The organism is Streptomyces liangshanensis, assembly GCF_011694815.1.
Classification (GTDB): Bacteria; Actinomycetota; Actinomycetes; order Streptomycetales; family Streptomycetaceae; genus Streptomyces; species Streptomyces liangshanensis.
In genome coordinates, this window is the sequence record NZ_CP050177.1 from 3,564,783 (window position 1) to 3,580,962 (window position 16,180).

General features: G+C 71.0%; 13 protein-coding genes. 5 read left to right on the forward strand and 8 right to left on the reverse strand.

What is annotated here, in order from left to right; all coding sequences use genetic code 11:
* Positions 1-48 precede the first annotated feature (48 nt).
* Complete coding sequence (gene metG / locus HA039_RS15325) at positions 49-1,770, reverse strand: methionine--tRNA ligase (protein WP_167029531.1); 1,722 nt, start codon at positions 1,768-1,770, stop codon at positions 49-51.
* A gap of 278 nt (positions 1,771-2,048) precedes the next feature.
* Here metG and HA039_RS15330 point away from each other — a divergent pair, with 278 nt between their 5' ends.
* Positions 2,049-2,651 carry an SMI1/KNR4 family protein gene (locus HA039_RS15330; protein ID WP_167029534.1) on the forward strand — a complete coding sequence of 201 codons (603 nt, stop codon included), beginning with the start codon at positions 2,049-2,051 and terminating at the stop codon, positions 2,649-2,651.
* A gap of 1 nt (position 2,652) precedes the next feature.
* Here the strand turns inward: HA039_RS15330 and HA039_RS15335 are convergent, their stop codons facing one another.
* Positions 2,653-4,650, reverse strand: a complete 1,998-nt coding sequence (locus HA039_RS15335; RefSeq protein WP_425086348.1) for an ABC transporter ATP-binding protein — start codon at positions 4,648-4,650, stop codon at positions 2,653-2,655.
* A 173-nt stretch (positions 4,651-4,823) separates the two neighbouring features.
* Complete coding sequence (locus HA039_RS15340; protein WP_167029537.1) at positions 4,824-5,525, reverse strand: hemerythrin domain-containing protein; 702 nt, start codon at positions 5,523-5,525, stop codon at positions 4,824-4,826.
* 220 nt (positions 5,526-5,745) lie between these two features.
* Between HA039_RS15340 and HA039_RS15345 the strand changes: the two genes are divergently transcribed.
* Positions 5,746-7,554, forward strand: a complete 1,809-nt coding sequence (locus HA039_RS15345) for a S9 family peptidase (RefSeq protein WP_167029540.1) — start codon at positions 5,746-5,748, stop codon at positions 7,552-7,554.
* Positions 7,555-7,820: 266 nt separating this feature from the next.
* Positions 7,821-8,585, forward strand: coding sequence for an SURF1 family protein (locus tag HA039_RS15350; protein ID WP_167029542.1), 765 nt, complete (start codon positions 7,821-7,823; stop codon positions 8,583-8,585).
* A gap of 79 nt (positions 8,586-8,664) precedes the next feature.
* On the opposite strand, the gene HA039_RS15355 is transcribed toward HA039_RS15350, so the two are convergent.
* The 4 genes from HA039_RS15355 to HA039_RS15370 all read right to left on the reverse strand — a co-directional run bounded on the left by HA039_RS15355 (position 8,665) and on the right by HA039_RS15370 (position 13,422).
* A complete protein-coding gene (locus HA039_RS15355; RefSeq protein WP_167029545.1) occupies positions 8,665-9,969 on the reverse strand; it encodes a hypothetical protein in 1,305 nt (434 codons plus the stop codon).
* Positions 9,966-10,541, reverse strand: a complete 576-nt coding sequence (locus HA039_RS15360; protein ID WP_167036847.1) for a SigE family RNA polymerase sigma factor — start codon at positions 10,539-10,541, stop codon at positions 9,966-9,968. The genes HA039_RS15355 and HA039_RS15360 overlap by 4 nt, the downstream gene beginning before the upstream one ends.
* A gap of 524 nt (positions 10,542-11,065) precedes the next feature.
* The gene (locus HA039_RS15365; protein WP_167029548.1) at positions 11,066-12,124 is read right to left on the reverse strand and encodes an aspartate-semialdehyde dehydrogenase; all 1,059 of its coding nucleotides are present in this window, start codon (positions 12,122-12,124) and stop codon (positions 11,066-11,068) included.
* Entirely contained in the window at positions 12,121-13,422 is a 1,302-nt protein-coding gene (locus tag HA039_RS15370) for an aspartate kinase (RefSeq protein ID WP_167029551.1), read from the reverse strand. Before HA039_RS15370 ends, HA039_RS15365 begins: the two co-directional genes overlap by 4 nt.
* A gap of 99 nt (positions 13,423-13,521) precedes the next feature.
* Here HA039_RS15370 and HA039_RS15375 point away from each other — a divergent pair, with 99 nt between their 5' ends.
* A complete protein-coding gene (locus tag HA039_RS15375) occupies positions 13,522-13,833 on the forward strand; it encodes a hypothetical protein (RefSeq protein WP_167029555.1) in 312 nt (103 codons plus the stop codon).
* 49 nt (positions 13,834-13,882) lie between these two features.
* A complete protein-coding gene (locus HA039_RS15380; RefSeq protein WP_167029558.1) occupies positions 13,883-14,707 on the forward strand; it encodes a hypothetical protein in 825 nt (274 codons plus the stop codon).
* Positions 14,708-15,143: 436 nt separating this feature from the next.
* On the opposite strand, the gene HA039_RS15385 is transcribed toward HA039_RS15380, so the two are convergent.
* The gene (locus HA039_RS15385; RefSeq protein WP_243869456.1) at positions 15,144-16,079 is read right to left on the reverse strand and encodes an NHL repeat-containing protein; all 936 of its coding nucleotides are present in this window, start codon (positions 16,077-16,079) and stop codon (positions 15,144-15,146) included.
* Between the last annotated feature and the right edge of the window lie 101 nt (positions 16,080-16,180).

Here is a 16,180-nt window from a genome sequence, read left to right on the forward strand (position 1 = left end):
GACGCCGGCGCCAGGCTTCGAAGCCAGGCGCCGGCGTCGGGCTATGGCTCAGGCGTCGGCGCCGCCGAAGCGGGTGCGGTACGTCTCCAGGTCCTCGTCCGAGAGCTTCGCGAAGAGGACCGGCGGCACGGTGAACGGCGTACCGGCCGGGACCGCGTCCAAGGACCTGGCCTCGTCGGCGGTCACCCAGGTCGCCGTGTCGCCTTCGAGCGCGAAGGCACCGCGCATCGCGGCGGCCGAGGCCGGGATGAACGGCTCGGAGACGATCGCGTAGAGGTGGATGAGGTTCATCGCGGTACGGAGGGTCAGCGCCGCGCCCTCCGGGTCGGTCTTGACCTCCGTCCAGGGGACCTTGGCCTCCAGGTACGAGTTGCCCGCCGACCACAGGGCGCGCAGCGCCGCACCGGCCTTGCGGTACTGGAGGGCGTCCATGTACTCCTCGTACTCGCCGAGCAGCCGCGCGATCTCCTCGCCCAGTTTCGCCTCGGCCTCGCCGGCCGCGTTGCCCGCCGGGACGTCGTCGCCGAAGCGCTTACGGGAGAAGGAGAGGACGCGGTTGACGAAGTTGCCGAGGGTGTCGGCCAGGTCCTTGTTGACCGTGGCGGCGAAGTGCTCCCAGGTGAAGGACGAGTCGTCGGACTCCGGGGCGTTGGCGATGAGGAAGTAGCGCCAGTAGTCGGCGGGCAGCAACTCCAGGGCGGCGTCGGTGAAGACGCCGCGCTTCTGGGAGGTGGAGAACTTGCCGCCGTAGAAGGTCAGCCAGTTGAAGCCCTTGACGACGTCGACCTTCTTCCACGGCTCACGCACGCCCAGTTCGGTGGCGGGGAACATCACCGTGTGGAACGGGACGTTGTCCTTGGCCATGAACTGGGTGTAGCGGACGGTGTCGTCGGCCTCGAACCACCACGACTTCCAGTCGCGGGTCTCGCCGTCGGGCGCCGCGTCCGACCACTCCTTCGTCGCGGCGATGTACTCGATCGGGGCGTCGAACCAGACGTAGAAGACCTTGCCGTCCGCGGCGAGTTCCGGCCAGGTGTCGGCCGGTACGGGGACACCCCAGTCGAGGTCGCGGGTGATGGCGCGGTCGTGGAGGCCCTCGGTGAGCCACTTGCGGGCGATCGACGAGGACAGCTGCGGCCACTGCTCCTCGTGCCGGCCCACCCAGGCCTCCACCTCGTGCTGGAGCTTCGACTGGAGCAGGAAGAGGTGCTTGGTCTCGCGGACCTCCAGCTCCGTGGAACCGCTGATCGCCGAGCGCGGGTCGATCAGGTCGGTCGGGTCCAGGACGCGGGTGCAGTTCTCGCACTGGTCGCCGCGGGCCTTGTCGTAACCGCAGTGCGGGCAGGTGCCCTCCACGTAGCGGTCCGGCAGGAAGCGGCCGTCGACGGGCGAGTACACCTGCCGGATCGCACGCTCCTCGATGAAGCCGTTCTTCTGGAGCTGGCGCGCGAAGTGCTGCGTGATCTCGGCGTTCTGCGGGGAGGAGCTGCGGCCGAAGTAGTCGAAGGCGAGCTGGAACCCGTCGTACACGGCCTTCTGCTCGTCGTGGGCCCGCGCGCAGAACTCGGCGACCGGCAGCCCGGCCTCCTTGGCCGCCAGCTCGGCCGGCGTCCCGTGCTCGTCGGTGGCGCAGATGTAGAGGACGTCGTGACCGCGCTGGCGGAGGTACCGGGAGTAGACGTCCGCCGGAAGCATCGACCCCACCATGTTGCCCAGGTGCTTGATCCCGTTGATGTAGGGAAGCGCGCTGGTGATCAGGTGTCGAGCCATCCTTGGATGCTCCATTTCGTACGTAAGTCTTCGGTGGCGGTGCCGCGGCGGGCCCAAGTCGGGGGGCGGCAGCAGACTCGTCCGCCCGGCGTCGCTCGGTCGGGTGACGCACGGTGACGGGCGGGCCGGGTCTGCAGGCCACTGCCATGGTATCCAACCTGGCCATGGGTCCGGCGAGGTGTTTGTTACGGGGCGGGGGCGGGGCCCTGGGAGAGGAGGGGGACGGGGTGTGCGGCCTGACCACCGCGTTGTCAGACCTGGATGTCACGATCCGTTGCATGTCCGATCACGATGAACTGATACGCCGCGTCCGTACGCTGGCCGTCCAGGAGTCCTCCCCGCTGCCGCCGTGCGTGGACTCCGCCGCCGTCGCCGAGGCGGAGCGGCTGCTCGGCTTCGGCCTGCCCCCGCTGCTCGTGCGCCTGTACGCGGAGGTCGCCAACGGAGGGTTCGGCCCCGACTACACACTGTTTCCCCTGCTCGGGGAGGGGCAGACGGTTGTTTCGGAGTACGGCGAGCAGCGGCCCGTACAGCCTGCGGAGCCGGCGGGGTCGATAGGGCCGGCGGAGCCGGAGGAGACCTGGGACTCGGAGCCCCACTGGCCGCACGGCGTGCTGCCCGTCCTGGAGTGGGGCTGCGCCATGTACGCCGCCGTCGACTGCCTCCGGCCGGATGCGCCCGTCCTCCTCTTCGAGCCGAACGGCTACGTGGACGACTGGGCCGAGGTGTGGTTCCGGGACGCGCCGTCGCTCTCCGAGTGGTTGCTCAGGTGGGTGAACGGCACGGGCTGGTGGGAGGAAGACGCGACGCGGTCCGAGGACGCCGTGGTGCCCGTCCCCTGGCCGGAGGCGGCCGACCGGATCAACGTCTCCGCCCAGTAGGTCAGTTGCCCGGCCGGACGGGCGCCGCAGGGAGGGTGGTGTATTGGGCTGCCTGGAGTTGGTAGAGGGAGCGGAAGAGGTGGGGGCCTGGGGTGTGGTCGGACATCAGGGCGGGGAACGTGCCGCTTTCCGCCACGCGGCCGTGGTCCAGGACGTGGATCAGGTCCGCCGCGCGGACCGAGCCCAGGCGGTGGGTGATGAGGATGACCGTCTGGCCGGCGTCGGCGAGGGTGCGGATCTGTTCGAAGAGGCGTTGTTCCGCCTTCGCGTCCAGAGCCGAGGTCGGTTCGTCGACGATGAGGATCTGGCCGGACCGGTAGTGGGCGCGGCCGAGGCCGAGGCGCTGCCATTCGCCGCCCGACAGTTGGTGGCCTCCCTTGTAGCCGCGGGCCAGCAAGGTCTGCCAGCCGCGCGGGAGTTCGGCGATCAGGTCCTCGGCGCCCGCGTACCGGACGGCCTCTTCGAGGCGGGGGCGCGAGACCGGCACGTCGGCCCGGCCGATGCTGATGTTCACCGCCGCGGTGAACGGCCAGCGGTAGAAGTCCTGTCCGACGACCGCCACGCGCGAGACCAGTTCCTGGCGGTCGGCCTTCGCGGCGTCGACACCGTCCCACAGGATGCGGCCCGCGTCCGGCTGGTAGAGGCCGCACAGCAGCTTGATCAGCGTGCTCTTGCCGCTGCCGTTCTCGCCCACCAGCGCGACGATCTTCCCCGTCGGGATGGTGAGACTTACACCGTCGAGCGCCCGCTTGTTGTCCTTGCCCCGGTAGGTGAACTCCACGTTCTCGAAGGTGATTTCCGCCGGGTCCGGCGGAAGGGGCACTCCCCCGGTCGGGATGGACCGGGTGACGGCCTCCTCGCACAGCCGGTGCAGGTCCCCGACGAACAGGCTCTCCTCGTGCAGGTAGTTGACCTGGAGGACAAGGTTCTCCAGGCTCGCGGACCCGCTCCGGATCGCCAACACCGCCGTCCCGCCGACCGCCAGCGCCATCGTCCCGGTCCACAGCAGTCCGCCGAGGGTCGAGTACGCGGCGGCCGTGGCGAGCCCCGTCCAGCCGGCCGCGATCAGTCCCGTACGGGCGGCGAGGCGCGCCAGGCGGCGCTGTTCCGCCTCCTGCGACTGGGACATCGCCCGGAAGTGGTGCAGGAGGAACGGGCCGACGTCGTGGACGCGGATCTCGGGCGCCGCGTCCGTGGAGATCAGCATCTGGCTGATGAGGTGGCCGGCCCGGGAGTGCTGCACCCAGACCTGGAACGACGCGTAGCGGCGCCGCGCCACCGACAGGGCCGCCCAGGCGCTCGGCACGGTCATCGCGACGAGCAGCGGCAGCAGCACCGGGTGCAGGACGGCCAGGACGCCGGCGGCCGCGACGAGTGACATCAGGGCGTTGAGGACGCCCTGGCAGTACTGCACCATGCGCCGCGCCGAACTGGCCCCGTACTGGGCGCTGTCGAGGAGTTTGTGGAACTCGTCGTCCTCGACCGCCTCCAGCTCCACCCTGGCCGTGTGCGACAAGTACCTCTCGGTGGCGACCCGTTCGACCTTCGGCTCCAGTTGCCCCGTACCCGCCGTGGCCAGGGCGCGCAGCACCGCGCCCGCCAGGGCCGTACCGGCGGCCAGCGCCAACGCGCCGCCGGCGTCGGCGAGTCGCTCGGCCGTGGTGCCTTCGCCGAGGAGGTGGGCGAGGACGCGGTTGACGGCGATCAGGCCGACCGCCTGGCTGATCCCCCGCCCGGCCTCGGCCAACGCCACCAGCTTCAGGGCGCCCCGGTCCGCCTCCCAGGCCAACTGGCCCGTCATGCGCAGGAGTCGGGGCATCCCGGTGATCATGGATCGCAGGTTCAGCTGGAGGAACGCGTCCTCGTGCTTGTTCCAGCCCATGTCGTACCGCAGCGCTCCCCCGAAGAGCAGCTCCTCGGATTCCGAGACCTGGGGGGTCTCGACCTGGGCCGTCGTGCCGCTGTCGCTTCCGCCGGTGGGGGTCTTCCGCCTCGCCATACGCACTCCCGCTCGTGTCGTGCGTGGGTGACCGTCTCCGCTCCCCGGCATTCAATCGCCCGGCGCCCCTCGGCGGAGAGGGCGCACGGCGCGTCCGCGGCGGCGCGTGCGGGGCACGTCCGGCGCGCGGCGGTGGTACGGAGCGGACGTACCCCAGCAGCGGTACGGAGCGGTCAGCGCGTCGCGCCCAGGGCCTTCTTGGTGGCGCGGTAGCGGGTCAGGAGCAGGGGGCGCAGCCAGCGCAGGGGCGGCGGGAAGTTGGCGGCCATCGCCGCGTAGCCCGGCACCCGCACCGGGTCCTCCATCAGGCCGAACACCAGGTGCGGGCTGTCGCGCGGGGCGCTGTGGACGATGGCCTTGCGGACGCGGACGATGTCGGCGTCCGGGACCTGGGGGAAGAGGTCGCGCAGGACCGGTTCCTCCCTGTCCAGGTGGGCTGCCAGGAGGTCCTGGACCTTCTGCGCCGACGGAAGCCCGGCGAGCGCCGCCTGCCCGACGACCGCCAGGGTCTTGGCGCGCTCGCCCGCGACGGCGGGGTCGGCGATGCCGTCCACGGCCCGGGTGAGGGTGTGCAGCTCCACGTCCAGGGCTTCGTGTTCGACGGTCAGGGCGTCCAGTACGGCGACCGAGGACGGGAAGAGGCCGCGCAGGACGGGCCAGAACAGTTCGTCCTCGCTCGCGTGGTGGTGATGCACGAACGCGATCAGCCAGCGGGACGTCCTGACCAGGGCTCTGACGTCGACCGCCTCGCCGGCGGTCAGACGGGCGAACGACGTCGTCACGAGGGTGGTGCCCCGGCGCATGATCATGTGTACGGCGAGCAGCTCGTCGTACATCCTGGAGCCTTCGGCCCCGGCCTGGGGTGAAGCAGCCATCGTCCGGTCCTCGACGTCGTCCTGGGCGCCGGTTCCGCGACGCGTCCGCCCCCCACAGTGCCCCCGGCCGCGGGGCGGCGCATCTCGGACCTGGCCGGGAGTGGCATTCGGGCTGGTCGGGAAAGGGCTCCGAGCTGGTCGGAGAGTTATCCACAGGCGGTTGTCCACAGGCTGGGCGGTAGGCCGACGGAATGTCCTGGCCCGGGCGCAGAATGGGGTCATGACTCAGATCACCGGTTCGATGCCGGATTGGGAGAAGCGCTTCAGGGCGCCGCGGGTTTCGCTGCCCGACTGGGCGGAGGACGCTCCGCAGCGGGCGCTGTTCGTGTCGAACGCGACAGGGACATACGAGCTGTACGCGTGGGACAGGGCGACGGGCGAGCAGCGGCAGGCGACGGACCGGCCGAACGGGACGACGGACGGGGTGCTGTCTCCCGACGGCGAGTGGATCTGGTGGTTCTCCGACACCGACGGGGACGAGTTCGGGGTCTGGATGCGGCAGCCGTTCGTGGCGTCCGGGGCGGGGACAGGAGCGGGATCCGGGGACGAGCCCGCGACCCCGGGGCTGGAGCCCTCCTACCCGGGCGGGCTGGCGCTCGGGCGGGACGGGACGTCCGTGGTGGGGCGGTCCACCGACGAGGACGGTTCGACGCTCCATGTCGTACGGCCGGGGCAGCCGCCCGTCGAGATCTACCGGCACCGGGAGTCGGCGGGGGTCGGGGACCTGTCGTACGACGGCGACCTGCTCGCGATCGAGCACACCGAGCACGGGGACGCGATGCACTCGGCGGTCCGGGTGCTGCGGCTGGACGGTTCGGTGGTGGCCGAGCTCGACGACACCGCGGGCGGGACGCGCGAGCTGGGTCTTGAGGTGCTGGGGTTCGCGCCGGTGGCCGGGGACAGCCGGCTGCTCGTCGGGCACCAGCGGCGGGGGCGCTGGGAGCCGATCGTCTGGGACCCGCTGACCGGCGAGGAGACCGACCTCGCCATCGAGCTGCCCGGGGACGTCAACGCGGAGTGGTATCCGGACGGGTCGGGGCTGCTCGTCGCGCACAGCTTCGAGGCGCGCGGGGAGCTGTGGCGGTACGACTTCGCCCGGCGCGCGCTGATCCAGGTGGACACCCCGCCCGGGACGGTGTCGGGGGCGACGGCCCGGCCGGACGGGAGCGTCGAGTATCTGTGGTCGTCGGCCGCGCAGCCGCCGGAGGTACGGTCCACGGCCGGCGGGGTCGTGCTCGACCCGCCCGGCGCCGCCGCGCCCGCGTCGGTGCCGGTGGAGGACGCGTGGGTGGCGGGTCCCGGCGGGCGGGTGCACGCGCTGGTCCAGAGGCCCGAGGGCGAGGGGCCGTTCCCGACGGTCTTCGAGATCCACGGCGGGCCGACCTGGCACGACAGCGACGCGTTCGCCGCCGGGCCCGCCGCGTGGGTGGACCACGGGTTCGCGGTCGTGCGGGTCAACTACCGCGGGTCGACGGGGTACGGGCGGGACTGGACGGACGCGCTCAAGCACCGGGTCGGGCTGATCGAGCTGGAGGACATCGCGGCGGTCCGGGAGTGGGCGGTGACGTCCGGTCTCGCGGACCCGGCGAAGCTGGTCCTGTCGGGGGGATCGTGGGGCGGTTACCTGACGCTGCTCGGGCTGGGCACGCAGCCGGAGGTGTGGGCGGTGGGGTTGGCGGCGGTGCCGGTCGCCGACTACGTGACGGCGTACCACGACGAGATGGAGGCCCTCAAGGCGATGGACCGCACCCTGCTGGGCGGTACGCCGGAGGAGGTGCCCGAGCGGTTCGAGGCGTCGTCCCCGATCACGTACGTCGATGCCGTACGGGCGCCGGTGTACATCTCGGCCGGCGTCAACGATCCGCGCTGCCCGATCCAGCAGGTGGAGAACTACGTCGACCGCCTGGCGGCCCGGGGTGCGCCGCACGAGGTGTACCGGTACGACGCGGGCCACGGCTCCCTCGTCGTGGAGGAGCGCATCAAGCAGGTCCGCATGGAGCTGGACTTCGCGGCTAGGCACCTGGCGTAGCCGGGGGCCGCCGTCCCAGCGGGTCGCCACTGCCGGGCCGGGCCTCGTGTCCGGCTCGGCGGGGGTGGGCCGGGCGGGCGGCTCGGGAAGACAGGTGGTTCTGGGGCGGGGGGATGTTGGGCCGTTCGGGGGACTGCGGGGGTGGGGGTCCGGGGGTAGGGGTTTCGCTGCGGCGGTGGGGGGGCTTGGTGGGGCGGGGCTCGGGAGGGGGTGGGGTAGCGGGACCCGGGGGGTCGGGGGTGGGGGACGTTCCGTACCGTGGAGGGGTGTATCGCTTCCTGGTGACTCCCCACTGGTGGGGGATCAATCTGTTCGTCGTGCTGGCGATCCCCGTCTGCATCTTCATGGGCACCTGGCAGCTCGGGCGCTTCGAGGACCGTGTCGCCACCCAGAACGCGGCCGACAGACGGCCCGACCCCGCCACGGAGGCCACCGCGCCGCTGGCAAAGCTGCTGCCGGTCGATCAGGAGACCTCAGGTCGGCACGCGACGGCGACGGGCCGCTACGGCGATCAGTTCGTCGTGCCGGACCGGGAGTTGGACGGGAAGGACGGTTCGTACGTCCTGACCCTGCTCCGTACGGACGGCGGCAAGGCGCTGCCCGTCGTACGGGGCTGGGTGGCCGACGGCGAGAAGGTGCCCGCGCCGCCGGCCGGCGAGGTCACCGTGACGGGTGCGCTCCAGGCGTCGGAGACGTCCGGTTCCACCGGTGTGCACACGGGCGGCGGGCTGCCGCAGGGGCAGCTCGGGATGATCAGCGCGGCGTCGCTCATCAACGTCGTGCCGTACGCGGTGTACGACGCGTGGGTCACCGTCAGCCAGGCGTCGCCGGGGCTGCTGCCCGTACCGGCCACCGCGGCGCAGAACACCGGGCTCGACCTCAAGGCGTTCCAGAACCTCGGGTACACGGGTGAGTGGTTCGTGTTCGCCGGGTTCGTGGTGTTCATGTGGTTCCGGTTGTTCCGCCGTGAGGTGGAGACCGCGAAGGACCGGGCGCTGGGGCTGGACCTCGGGCTGGACACCGCCGCCTGAGGGAGCTCGGCGGGTCCGGCAGGTTCATTGGGTCAGCGGGCCGGACGGGCCGGGCCTCGCCCGGCCCCGGCCCCGACCTCTACGCCGTCGGTGGCAGGACGCCCGTCCGGTAGATCGTGCCCGCGCAGGCGTTGGGGATCGTCGCCTCGGCGACCGGTGAGCCCGGTTCGGCCGTGTGGGACACGGTGACGCTGCCGTCCTCCGTACCACCGCCGTCCTCGACGAGCTGCGTGTCGGTGCTCGTCGCGTCCGTGCCGGACGTGGCGCTGGAGCCCGGGTTGGAGCCGCCGGTGCTGCCTGTGGTGGTGCCCGACGACACGTTGTCCGTCGGCGAGGGGTCCGGGGAGGGGTCGACCGTCGGACAGGTGTCCGCCGGCACCCAGGCGAACTGCACCTCGTACGCGCCGTTCGGCGGGAGGACCATCGCCGGCGCCTCCAGCGACGGGTCCGGCAGGCCGCTCGCCTGGTCGCCCGCCGTGTGCTGCACCACCGCGATCTTGTCGCGGTCGGCGGCGCCCGCCGCCGTGAAGTTGACCGTTCCCTTGCCGGCGACCGCGCACTCGGATCCCGAGACGTTGGCGACGCGGAAGGTGCCGTAGACCGTGCCGTCCGCGGTCGGGGCGCCTGTCCTGGCGGTCACCACGTTGAGCTGGTTCGGGTCGCACACCGGCGAGGAGGCGGTGGAGGTGTCGTGCGGCGGCGCCGTACCCCCCGTACCGCCGTTGACGGAGCCCGGTGAGGGGTCCTTCGGCTTGTCGGGCTTCCCGGACGCGTCCGGGTCCGAGGAGGCCTCGCCCGGCAGGTGGTCGGTGTCCTTGTGGATGCCGCCCGACGTCTTCCCGCCGTCCGCGCCGTGCTGCTCGCGCTCGCCGTGACCGGCGTTGACGGACCGGCTGTCCGTCGTGCTGCTGGAGTTGGCGACATGGACGAACGCCGGGATCGCCGTACCGCACAGCAGCGCGGCGGCCGCCACGCCGACCATCGCCTGGCGCTTCCTGGCCCGCCGGGTCGGAACCGCCTTGCGGAGGTGGTCGAGCGCGCCGTCCGACGGCTCCAGGTCCTCCACCGCGGTGTGGAACAGGCGGCGCAGCGCCAGTTCGTCGTCCCCGAAGCCGAAGTCCTCGCGCCCCGAGCCGTCGTCGTCGCCCTTGCCGGTGCCCGATTCGGCCCCGTTGTCGCCACCGAGCGCCTTGCGCAGGCCACTCAGCTCGTTCTCCGGCCCGTTGTTCACAATTCCGTTTCCAGTCAGGTCGTTCATCGGCGCGCCCTGCGTGTCGCCCGGCCGGCGGTCCCTGTCGGGGTCCCACCGGTCCGGTTCTTCGTGCCGCGCGTTCTCACGGCCGTCTCCCCGGCCGTTCGTACGGCCGAAGCCGCGCCCTTTCATGCCTGCGCCTCCATCACGACGCGCAGCGCCTTGATACCCCGCGAGCCGTACGCCTTCACCGAGCCCAGCGATATCCCGAGCGTCTCGGCGACCTGCGCCTCCGTCATGTCCGCGAAGTACCGCAGCACCAGGACCTCGCGCTGCCGCCGCTGGAGCCCGCGCATGGCCTTGATCAGCGCGTCCCGCTCCAGCTGGTCGTACGCCCCCTCCTCCGCGCTCGCCATGTCGGGCATCGGCTTCGAGAGGAGCTTGAGACCCAGGATCCGCCGACGCAGCGCGGAACGGGAGAGGTTCACGACCGTCTGGCGCAGATACGCCAGGGTCTTCTCCGGCTCCCGTACCCGGTTGCGGGCGGAGTGCACCCGGATGAAAGCTTCCTGCACGACGTCCTCGCAGGAGGCGGTGTCGTCCAGGAGCAGGGCCGCGAGGCCGAGCAGCGAACGGTAGTGCGCCCGGTAGGTCTCGGTGAGGTGGTCGACGGTCGTACCCGCCGCCGCCGTGTCGTCACTGCCGTCGCGCTGGGCCGGAATGCGGGTCGAACGCGCGGCGGGCATGCGGGCGATCACCGGCATACCGCCGGGCGCACGCGGGCGCCGGGCGGGGCGCACTGCCGCGCCACGCACCGGGACGATCGCTGTGATGTCGAGAACCTCTGCCACGCCTGTTGGACACGCTCCCCCCCGTCAGGGTTGTACGCGTAGGCCCACCCATTTGACGTTGCACCAAATACCGTCATGCGTACCTGATCTCCCCCAATGCCCCATTTGCCTGCGGCACCCCGCACCCCCACAGGCGCGACCGCATAGACGCCTCCCGGCGAGCGAGCGGTTGCGGAACTCCCGAAGGAAACTCACAGAAAGACTGATACGCATCGTCGGACACAACGACATACCAGTTCAAGTGGTACAGACCATCGTCTTGATCACAGGGCGTTCACAGATCCTACAAACACTTAAGGATCCAGGGCTTCCGGTTTTCTCTCGACTACCCCCAGAACAGGGCAAGTTCAGCCAAGGAAGGTGAGCAAGGCATACGGAAGGAGCACACAAGGGGTACGCGAGGACAACGGGGGCGGTATGGCAGTACAGCTGCGGCCTCAGGCCTTCGAGAGCTCGACCGCCACGGCCTCGGCGATCTGCGCCACGTTGAGCGCCGCCCCCTTACGGAGGTTGTCGCCGCAGACGAACAGCTCCAGCGCCCTGGGGTCGTCCAGCGACCGCCGTACGCGCCCCACCCACGTCGGGTCCGTGCCCACCACGTCCGAGGGCGTGGGGAAGTCGCCGGCGCCCGGGTTGTCGAACAGCACCACACCCGGCGCGGTCGCCAGGATCTCGTGCGCGCGGTCGACCGTGATCTCCTGCTCGAACCGCGCGTGCACGGCCGCCGAATGGGCAGTGATCACAGGCACGTTGACGCAGGTCGCCGCGATCCGCAGGCCGGGCAGGTCCAGGATCTTGCGGGTCTCGTCGCGGATCGCCGTCTCCTCCGACGACCAGCCGCCGTCCTGGAGCGAACCGGCCCACGGCACCACGTTGAGCGCCAGCGGAGCGGCGAAGGGGCCGGTGCTGTCGCCCACCGCGCGGCGTACGTCGCCCGGGTGCGTACCCAGGTCCGTACCGGCGACGAGCGAGAGCTGGTCGCGGAGCGCGGTGACGCCGTCCTGGCCGGCGGCGCTGACGGCGAGGTACGAGGAGACGACCAGTTCGCGCACCCCGAACTCGGCGTGGAGCGCTCCCACCGCGACCACCATCGACAGTGTGGCGCAGCCGGGGCTCGCGACGATGCCGCGCGGACGGGACCGTACGGCGTGGGAGTTGAGCTCGGGGACCACCAGCGGGACATCCGGTTCCATCCGGAAGGCGGCCGAGTTGTCCACCACGACCGCGCCCTTGGCGACGGCGACGGGTGCCCACTGGGTGGACACCTCGTCCGGTACGAGGAACACCGCGACGTCCACGCCGTCGAACGCCTGCTCGGTGAGCGCGACGACCTCGGTCTCCTGACCCCGTACGGACAGCTTGCGGCCGCTCGTACGGGGCGAGGCGACGAGCCGGATGTCGCCCCAGACGTCCGCGTGCTGCGACAGGATCTGGAGCATGACGGCGCCGACGGCACCGGTCGCACCCACGACCGCGAGCGTCGGCTTGCCGTTCATCGTCCGGTGCCCCCATAGACCACGGCCTCGTCCGAGTCGCTGTCGAGGCCGAAGGCGCTGTGCACGGCCCGTACCGCCTCCGTGACCTCGTCCGCGCGGGTGACGACCGAGATGCGGATCTCACTGGTCGAGATCAGCTCGATGTTCACGCCCGCGTCCGACAGCGCCTCGAAGAAGCCCGCCGTCACTCCCGGGTTGGTCTTCATCCCGGCGCCGACCAGCGAGATCTTGGCGATCTGGTCGTCGTACCGCAGCGAGTCGAAGCCGATCTTCGACTTCGTCTTCTCCAGCGCGTCGATCGCCTTGCGGCCCTCGGACTTGGGGAGCGTGAACGAGATGTCGGTCAGACCGGTCGCCGCGGCGGACACGTTCTGCACGATCATGTCGATGTTGATCTCGTTGTCCGCGATGGCGCGGAAGATCGTCGCGGCCTCGCCGGGCTTGTCGGGGACGCCGACGACCGTGATCTTCGCCTCGGAGGTGTCGTGGGCGACACCGGAGATGATGGCCTGCTCCACCTTGCGGTCCCCTTGCGGTTCGTGACTGAGCGGTTCGCGACTGAGCGGTTCGTGACTGACCCACGTGCCCGGCAGCCCCGAGAAGGAGGAGCGGACGTGGATCGGGATGTTGTAGCGGCGTGCGTACTCGACGCAGCGGTGCAGCAGCACCTTCGAGCCGGAACTCGCCAGCTCCAGCATGTCCTCGAACGAGATCCACTCGATCTTCCGGGCCTTCGTCACGACCCGCGGGTCGGCGGTGAAGACGCCGTCGACATCGGTGTAGATCTCGCAGACCTCGGCGTTCAGCGCGGCCGCGAGGGCGACGGCGGTGGTGTCCGAGCCGCCCCGGCCCAGCGTGGTGATGTCCTTCTTGTCCTGGGACACCCCCTGGAACCCGGCGACGATGGCGATGTTGCCCTCGTCCAGCGCGGTACGGATCCGGCCCGGCGTGACATCGATGATGCGCGCCTTGTTGTGGACGGAGTCGGTGATGACGCCGGCCTGGCTGCCCGTGAACGACTGGGCCTCGTGGCCCAGGTTCTTGATCGCCATGGCCAGCAGCGCCATGGAGATCCGCTCTCCCGCGGTCAGCAGCATGTCGAACTCGCGCCCGGCGGGGATCGGCGATACCTGCTCGGCGAGATCGATCAGCTCGTCCGTCGTGTCGCCCATCGCCGAGACCACGACGACGACCTGGTGGCCGTTCTTCTTGGCATCGACGATTCGCTTGGCGACCCGCTTGATGCCCTCGGCATCGGCTACGGAGGAGCCTCCGTACTTCTGCACGACAAGGCCCACGTGCGCTCCTCGCTCAATCCAGCAATCCATCACAACTGTCGACTGTCGGCTCAGTCTAACGAGCGGCCGTAGGACGCCATGGCTATATCACATCGTGAGATGTCCCGCTCACTGGATGATCACCGAGTCCGCTCGGTGAGGATGTATGCCCGCGATCGCGGCGCCCACGCGGAACGTAACCCACGTCACACGGCCGGCCTCGGCGCGCGCTTGTCCGTGTTCAGGCAAGAGGGTGGGCAGGAAGGTTGTACGGCGGCACGTCTCGATCCGACGGCTCTGGGATTGCGCGAGCGTCACGATCCCGCGCGCGAGCCCTATTTCTTGATCACGCGAGCCTTATTTCTTGATCATGGGACGGCAAAGAACGTACTTTCGGTCGATCAACAGAATCCGCGTGTCGCTGAGCAGTGAACTTCGCGCGGGGGGAACGTTGTTCACCGAGACCCAGAGGACCCGCTCCATGCGCAGCACCACCGCCGCCCGCACCACCACCCCGGGCAGCTCCCTCGTCCGCCGTACCGCCGTCGCCGCGTCCGCGCTCTCGCTCGCCCTGCTGGTCGGCGCGTGCGGCGGCTCCGACGACAGCTCCGCGGACTCCGACAAGAACAGCGGCAAGTCCGGCGACAAGACCAAGGCGAGCGCCGCGGCGAAGCCGGCGGCCGACGCGGCCGGCGCCACCGCCCTGCCGCAGGCCGAGCTGGAGAAGCTGGCGCTGGCCGAGGGGGACGTGAAGAACTACAAGATCGCCAAAGCTTCCGCGGCGGACGTCGCCGCCGGGGCGGGCATCACCACCGACAACAACGCCTGCACCCCGCTGATCGACGTCCTGGGCCTCCGGCCGACGGGCAAGCCCGGCGCGTCCACGCCGCTCCGGATCTCGAGCGTGCCGCAGAAGCCGGCCGCGGACGCCCCGCCGGAGGACGCGCTCGCCGCCCTGACCAGCATGACGATCACCGCCGAGACCCTCAGCTCGTACGAGGGCCAGGGCGCCCCGGAGGCGCTCGAAGCGCTGCGCGCGGCGGGCAAGGCGTGCGCGGGCGGCTTCACGTACACCGTCGGCGGCGAGAAGACCAAGGTCACGAAGGTCGCCCCGGCGACCTACACGGCGGGCGACGAGGCCGTCGCCTACACCGTGACGACGGACGTGGAGGGCGAGCCCACCACGTCCCCGCTGGTGGCCGTGCGCAAGGACGGCCTGGTGGCGGCCTTCGTCGCGATCAACCTCGGCGGCGAGAGCAAGCAGCCGAAGGACCTCATCGACGCGCAGTTGGCCAAGCTCGGCTGACCGCCGTCCGGCACGGCTCGCACCCCGTCCCGGCGTCGTGCCGGGACGGGGTCGTGCCCGTGCGGGGTCGGTTGGCGGTGGCGGAGAGGGCGGGTACGGGGGCTTCGGCGGCGCCCCTGGAGGCCGCCCGGGCCAGCACGCCCCCGGCCGCGGCCAGCCCGCGGGCGGTGCGGGCGCCCAGGGCGCGGGCGGTGTTCCGTACGCGCCTGGCGTGTTCCGTACGACGCGTCGTGGGGACGGCGGCGGTCGACAGGGTCGTACAGGCGGGCGCTGTGGTCGAGGCGGTCACATGTCCGGGCACGAGCGATCGGGTCCATTCCGTCCGGGGCGCACCGCCCGGCGACCGGGTGGGCGCGGGCGGTGCGGTGTGTCGTACTGACTGCTACCTACATTCATATACGGCACCCGGACGCCGTTCGTTCAACGCCCGAACAAACTAGCGGACCAACCCCGCGATCCTCCAGAGCGAACCCCCGCCGCTGGCCACGTCCGTCGCGTAGGCGTCGCCGTTCCTGTCGACCTTGAAGAAGACGGAGTTGAGACCGCGCAGCGTGGCGATCTCGACGGCCTGGCCCGTGACCGGATTCAGCCGGGTCACCTCCGAGCCCACCGCGAAGTAGACCTGCCCGTCGCTCCCGACGGAGATGGACGTCGGCTCGTACTGCTCCTTGGCCAGGCTCTTGACCGCGCCCGTCGTGAGGTCGGTCTGAAGGATCCGCCCGGTCATCATGTCGGCGGTGTAGGCGAGGCCCTTGCCGTCGAGCGCGATGCCCTGGGAGAGCCCGAGGCCGGAGGCGACCACGCGTACGGCCCGCCCGGGCCGTACCTCGTACAACTTGCCCGCCCCACCGGTCGCGTAGGTGACACCCGCGCCGTGGACGATGCCGTGCAGCGGCCCCAGCCCACTGGCCAGCAACTCCTGCGAACCGGTGGCGAGATCCACCTTCCGCAGGTTCCCGTCGAAGTCACCGACGTACGCGCTGCCGGCGCCGTCCAGGTCCACGCCGCGCAGATTGCCGAGGCCCTTGGCGACGGTGGTCGTGGCACCGGAGGCGAGGGCGACCTTGCGGAGGTCGCCGTTGACGTACGTGATGTACGCGTTGCCCGCGCCGTCGAGCACCGAGGTGACGGGCTCGCCGAGACCGGAGGCGAGGCGCTGGCAGGAGGTGGAGGGGCACGTAATGGCCGCGGGAGCCGGGGAGTTGACGGCCCCCGAGGCAGGCGCCGCGTTCATCGCGTTCGCGGTGTTCCCGGAGATGCCGCCGGTGAGGACGAGGGCCCCGGCCGCGAAGGCACCCATGGCGAATGCGGTGAGACGTACGTGCCAGGTCGAGCGGGAGGTGCCGGTCGGAAATGCCGAGGGAGCAGTCACGATCGAGTCCATTCCGTGTCGGGGCCGAGTGCCGCGACCGCACAGCTGAGAGCCGTACGGCCGCACGTACCGAACCAGTGCGCCAGGAGCGCCCAAGTCAC

Excerpts from the sequence above, each read along its gene's own strand:
- metG (WP_167029531.1), bottom strand. The coding sequence starts at position 1,770 with ATGGCTCGACACCTGATCACCAGCGCGCTTCCCTACATCAACGGGATC.
- HA039_RS15330 (WP_167029534.1), top strand. The coding sequence starts at position 2,049 with ATGTCCGATCACGATGAACTGATACGCCGCGTCCGTACGCTGGCCGTC.
- HA039_RS15335 (WP_425086348.1), bottom strand. The coding sequence starts at position 4,650 with ATGGCGAGGCGGAAGACCCCCACCGGCGGAAGCGACAGCGGCACGACG.
- HA039_RS15340 (WP_167029537.1), bottom strand. The coding sequence starts at position 5,525 with ATGGCTGCTTCACCCCAGGCCGGGGCCGAAGGCTCCAGGATGTACGAC.
- HA039_RS15345 (WP_167029540.1), top strand. The coding sequence starts at position 5,746 with ATGACTCAGATCACCGGTTCGATGCCGGATTGGGAGAAGCGCTTCAGG.
- HA039_RS15355 (WP_167029545.1), bottom strand. The coding sequence starts at position 9,969 with ATGAAAGGGCGCGGCTTCGGCCGTACGAACGGCCGGGGAGACGGCCGT.
- HA039_RS15360 (WP_167036847.1), bottom strand. The coding sequence starts at position 10,541 with ATGCCGGTGATCGCCCGCATGCCCGCCGCGCGTTCGACCCGCATTCCG.
- HA039_RS15365 (WP_167029548.1), bottom strand. The coding sequence starts at position 12,124 with ATGAACGGCAAGCCGACGCTCGCGGTCGTGGGTGCGACCGGTGCCGTC.
- HA039_RS15375 (WP_167029555.1), top strand. The coding sequence starts at position 13,522 with ATGTCCCGCTCACTGGATGATCACCGAGTCCGCTCGGTGAGGATGTAT.
- HA039_RS15380 (WP_167029558.1), top strand. The coding sequence starts at position 13,883 with ATGCGCAGCACCACCGCCGCCCGCACCACCACCCCGGGCAGCTCCCTC.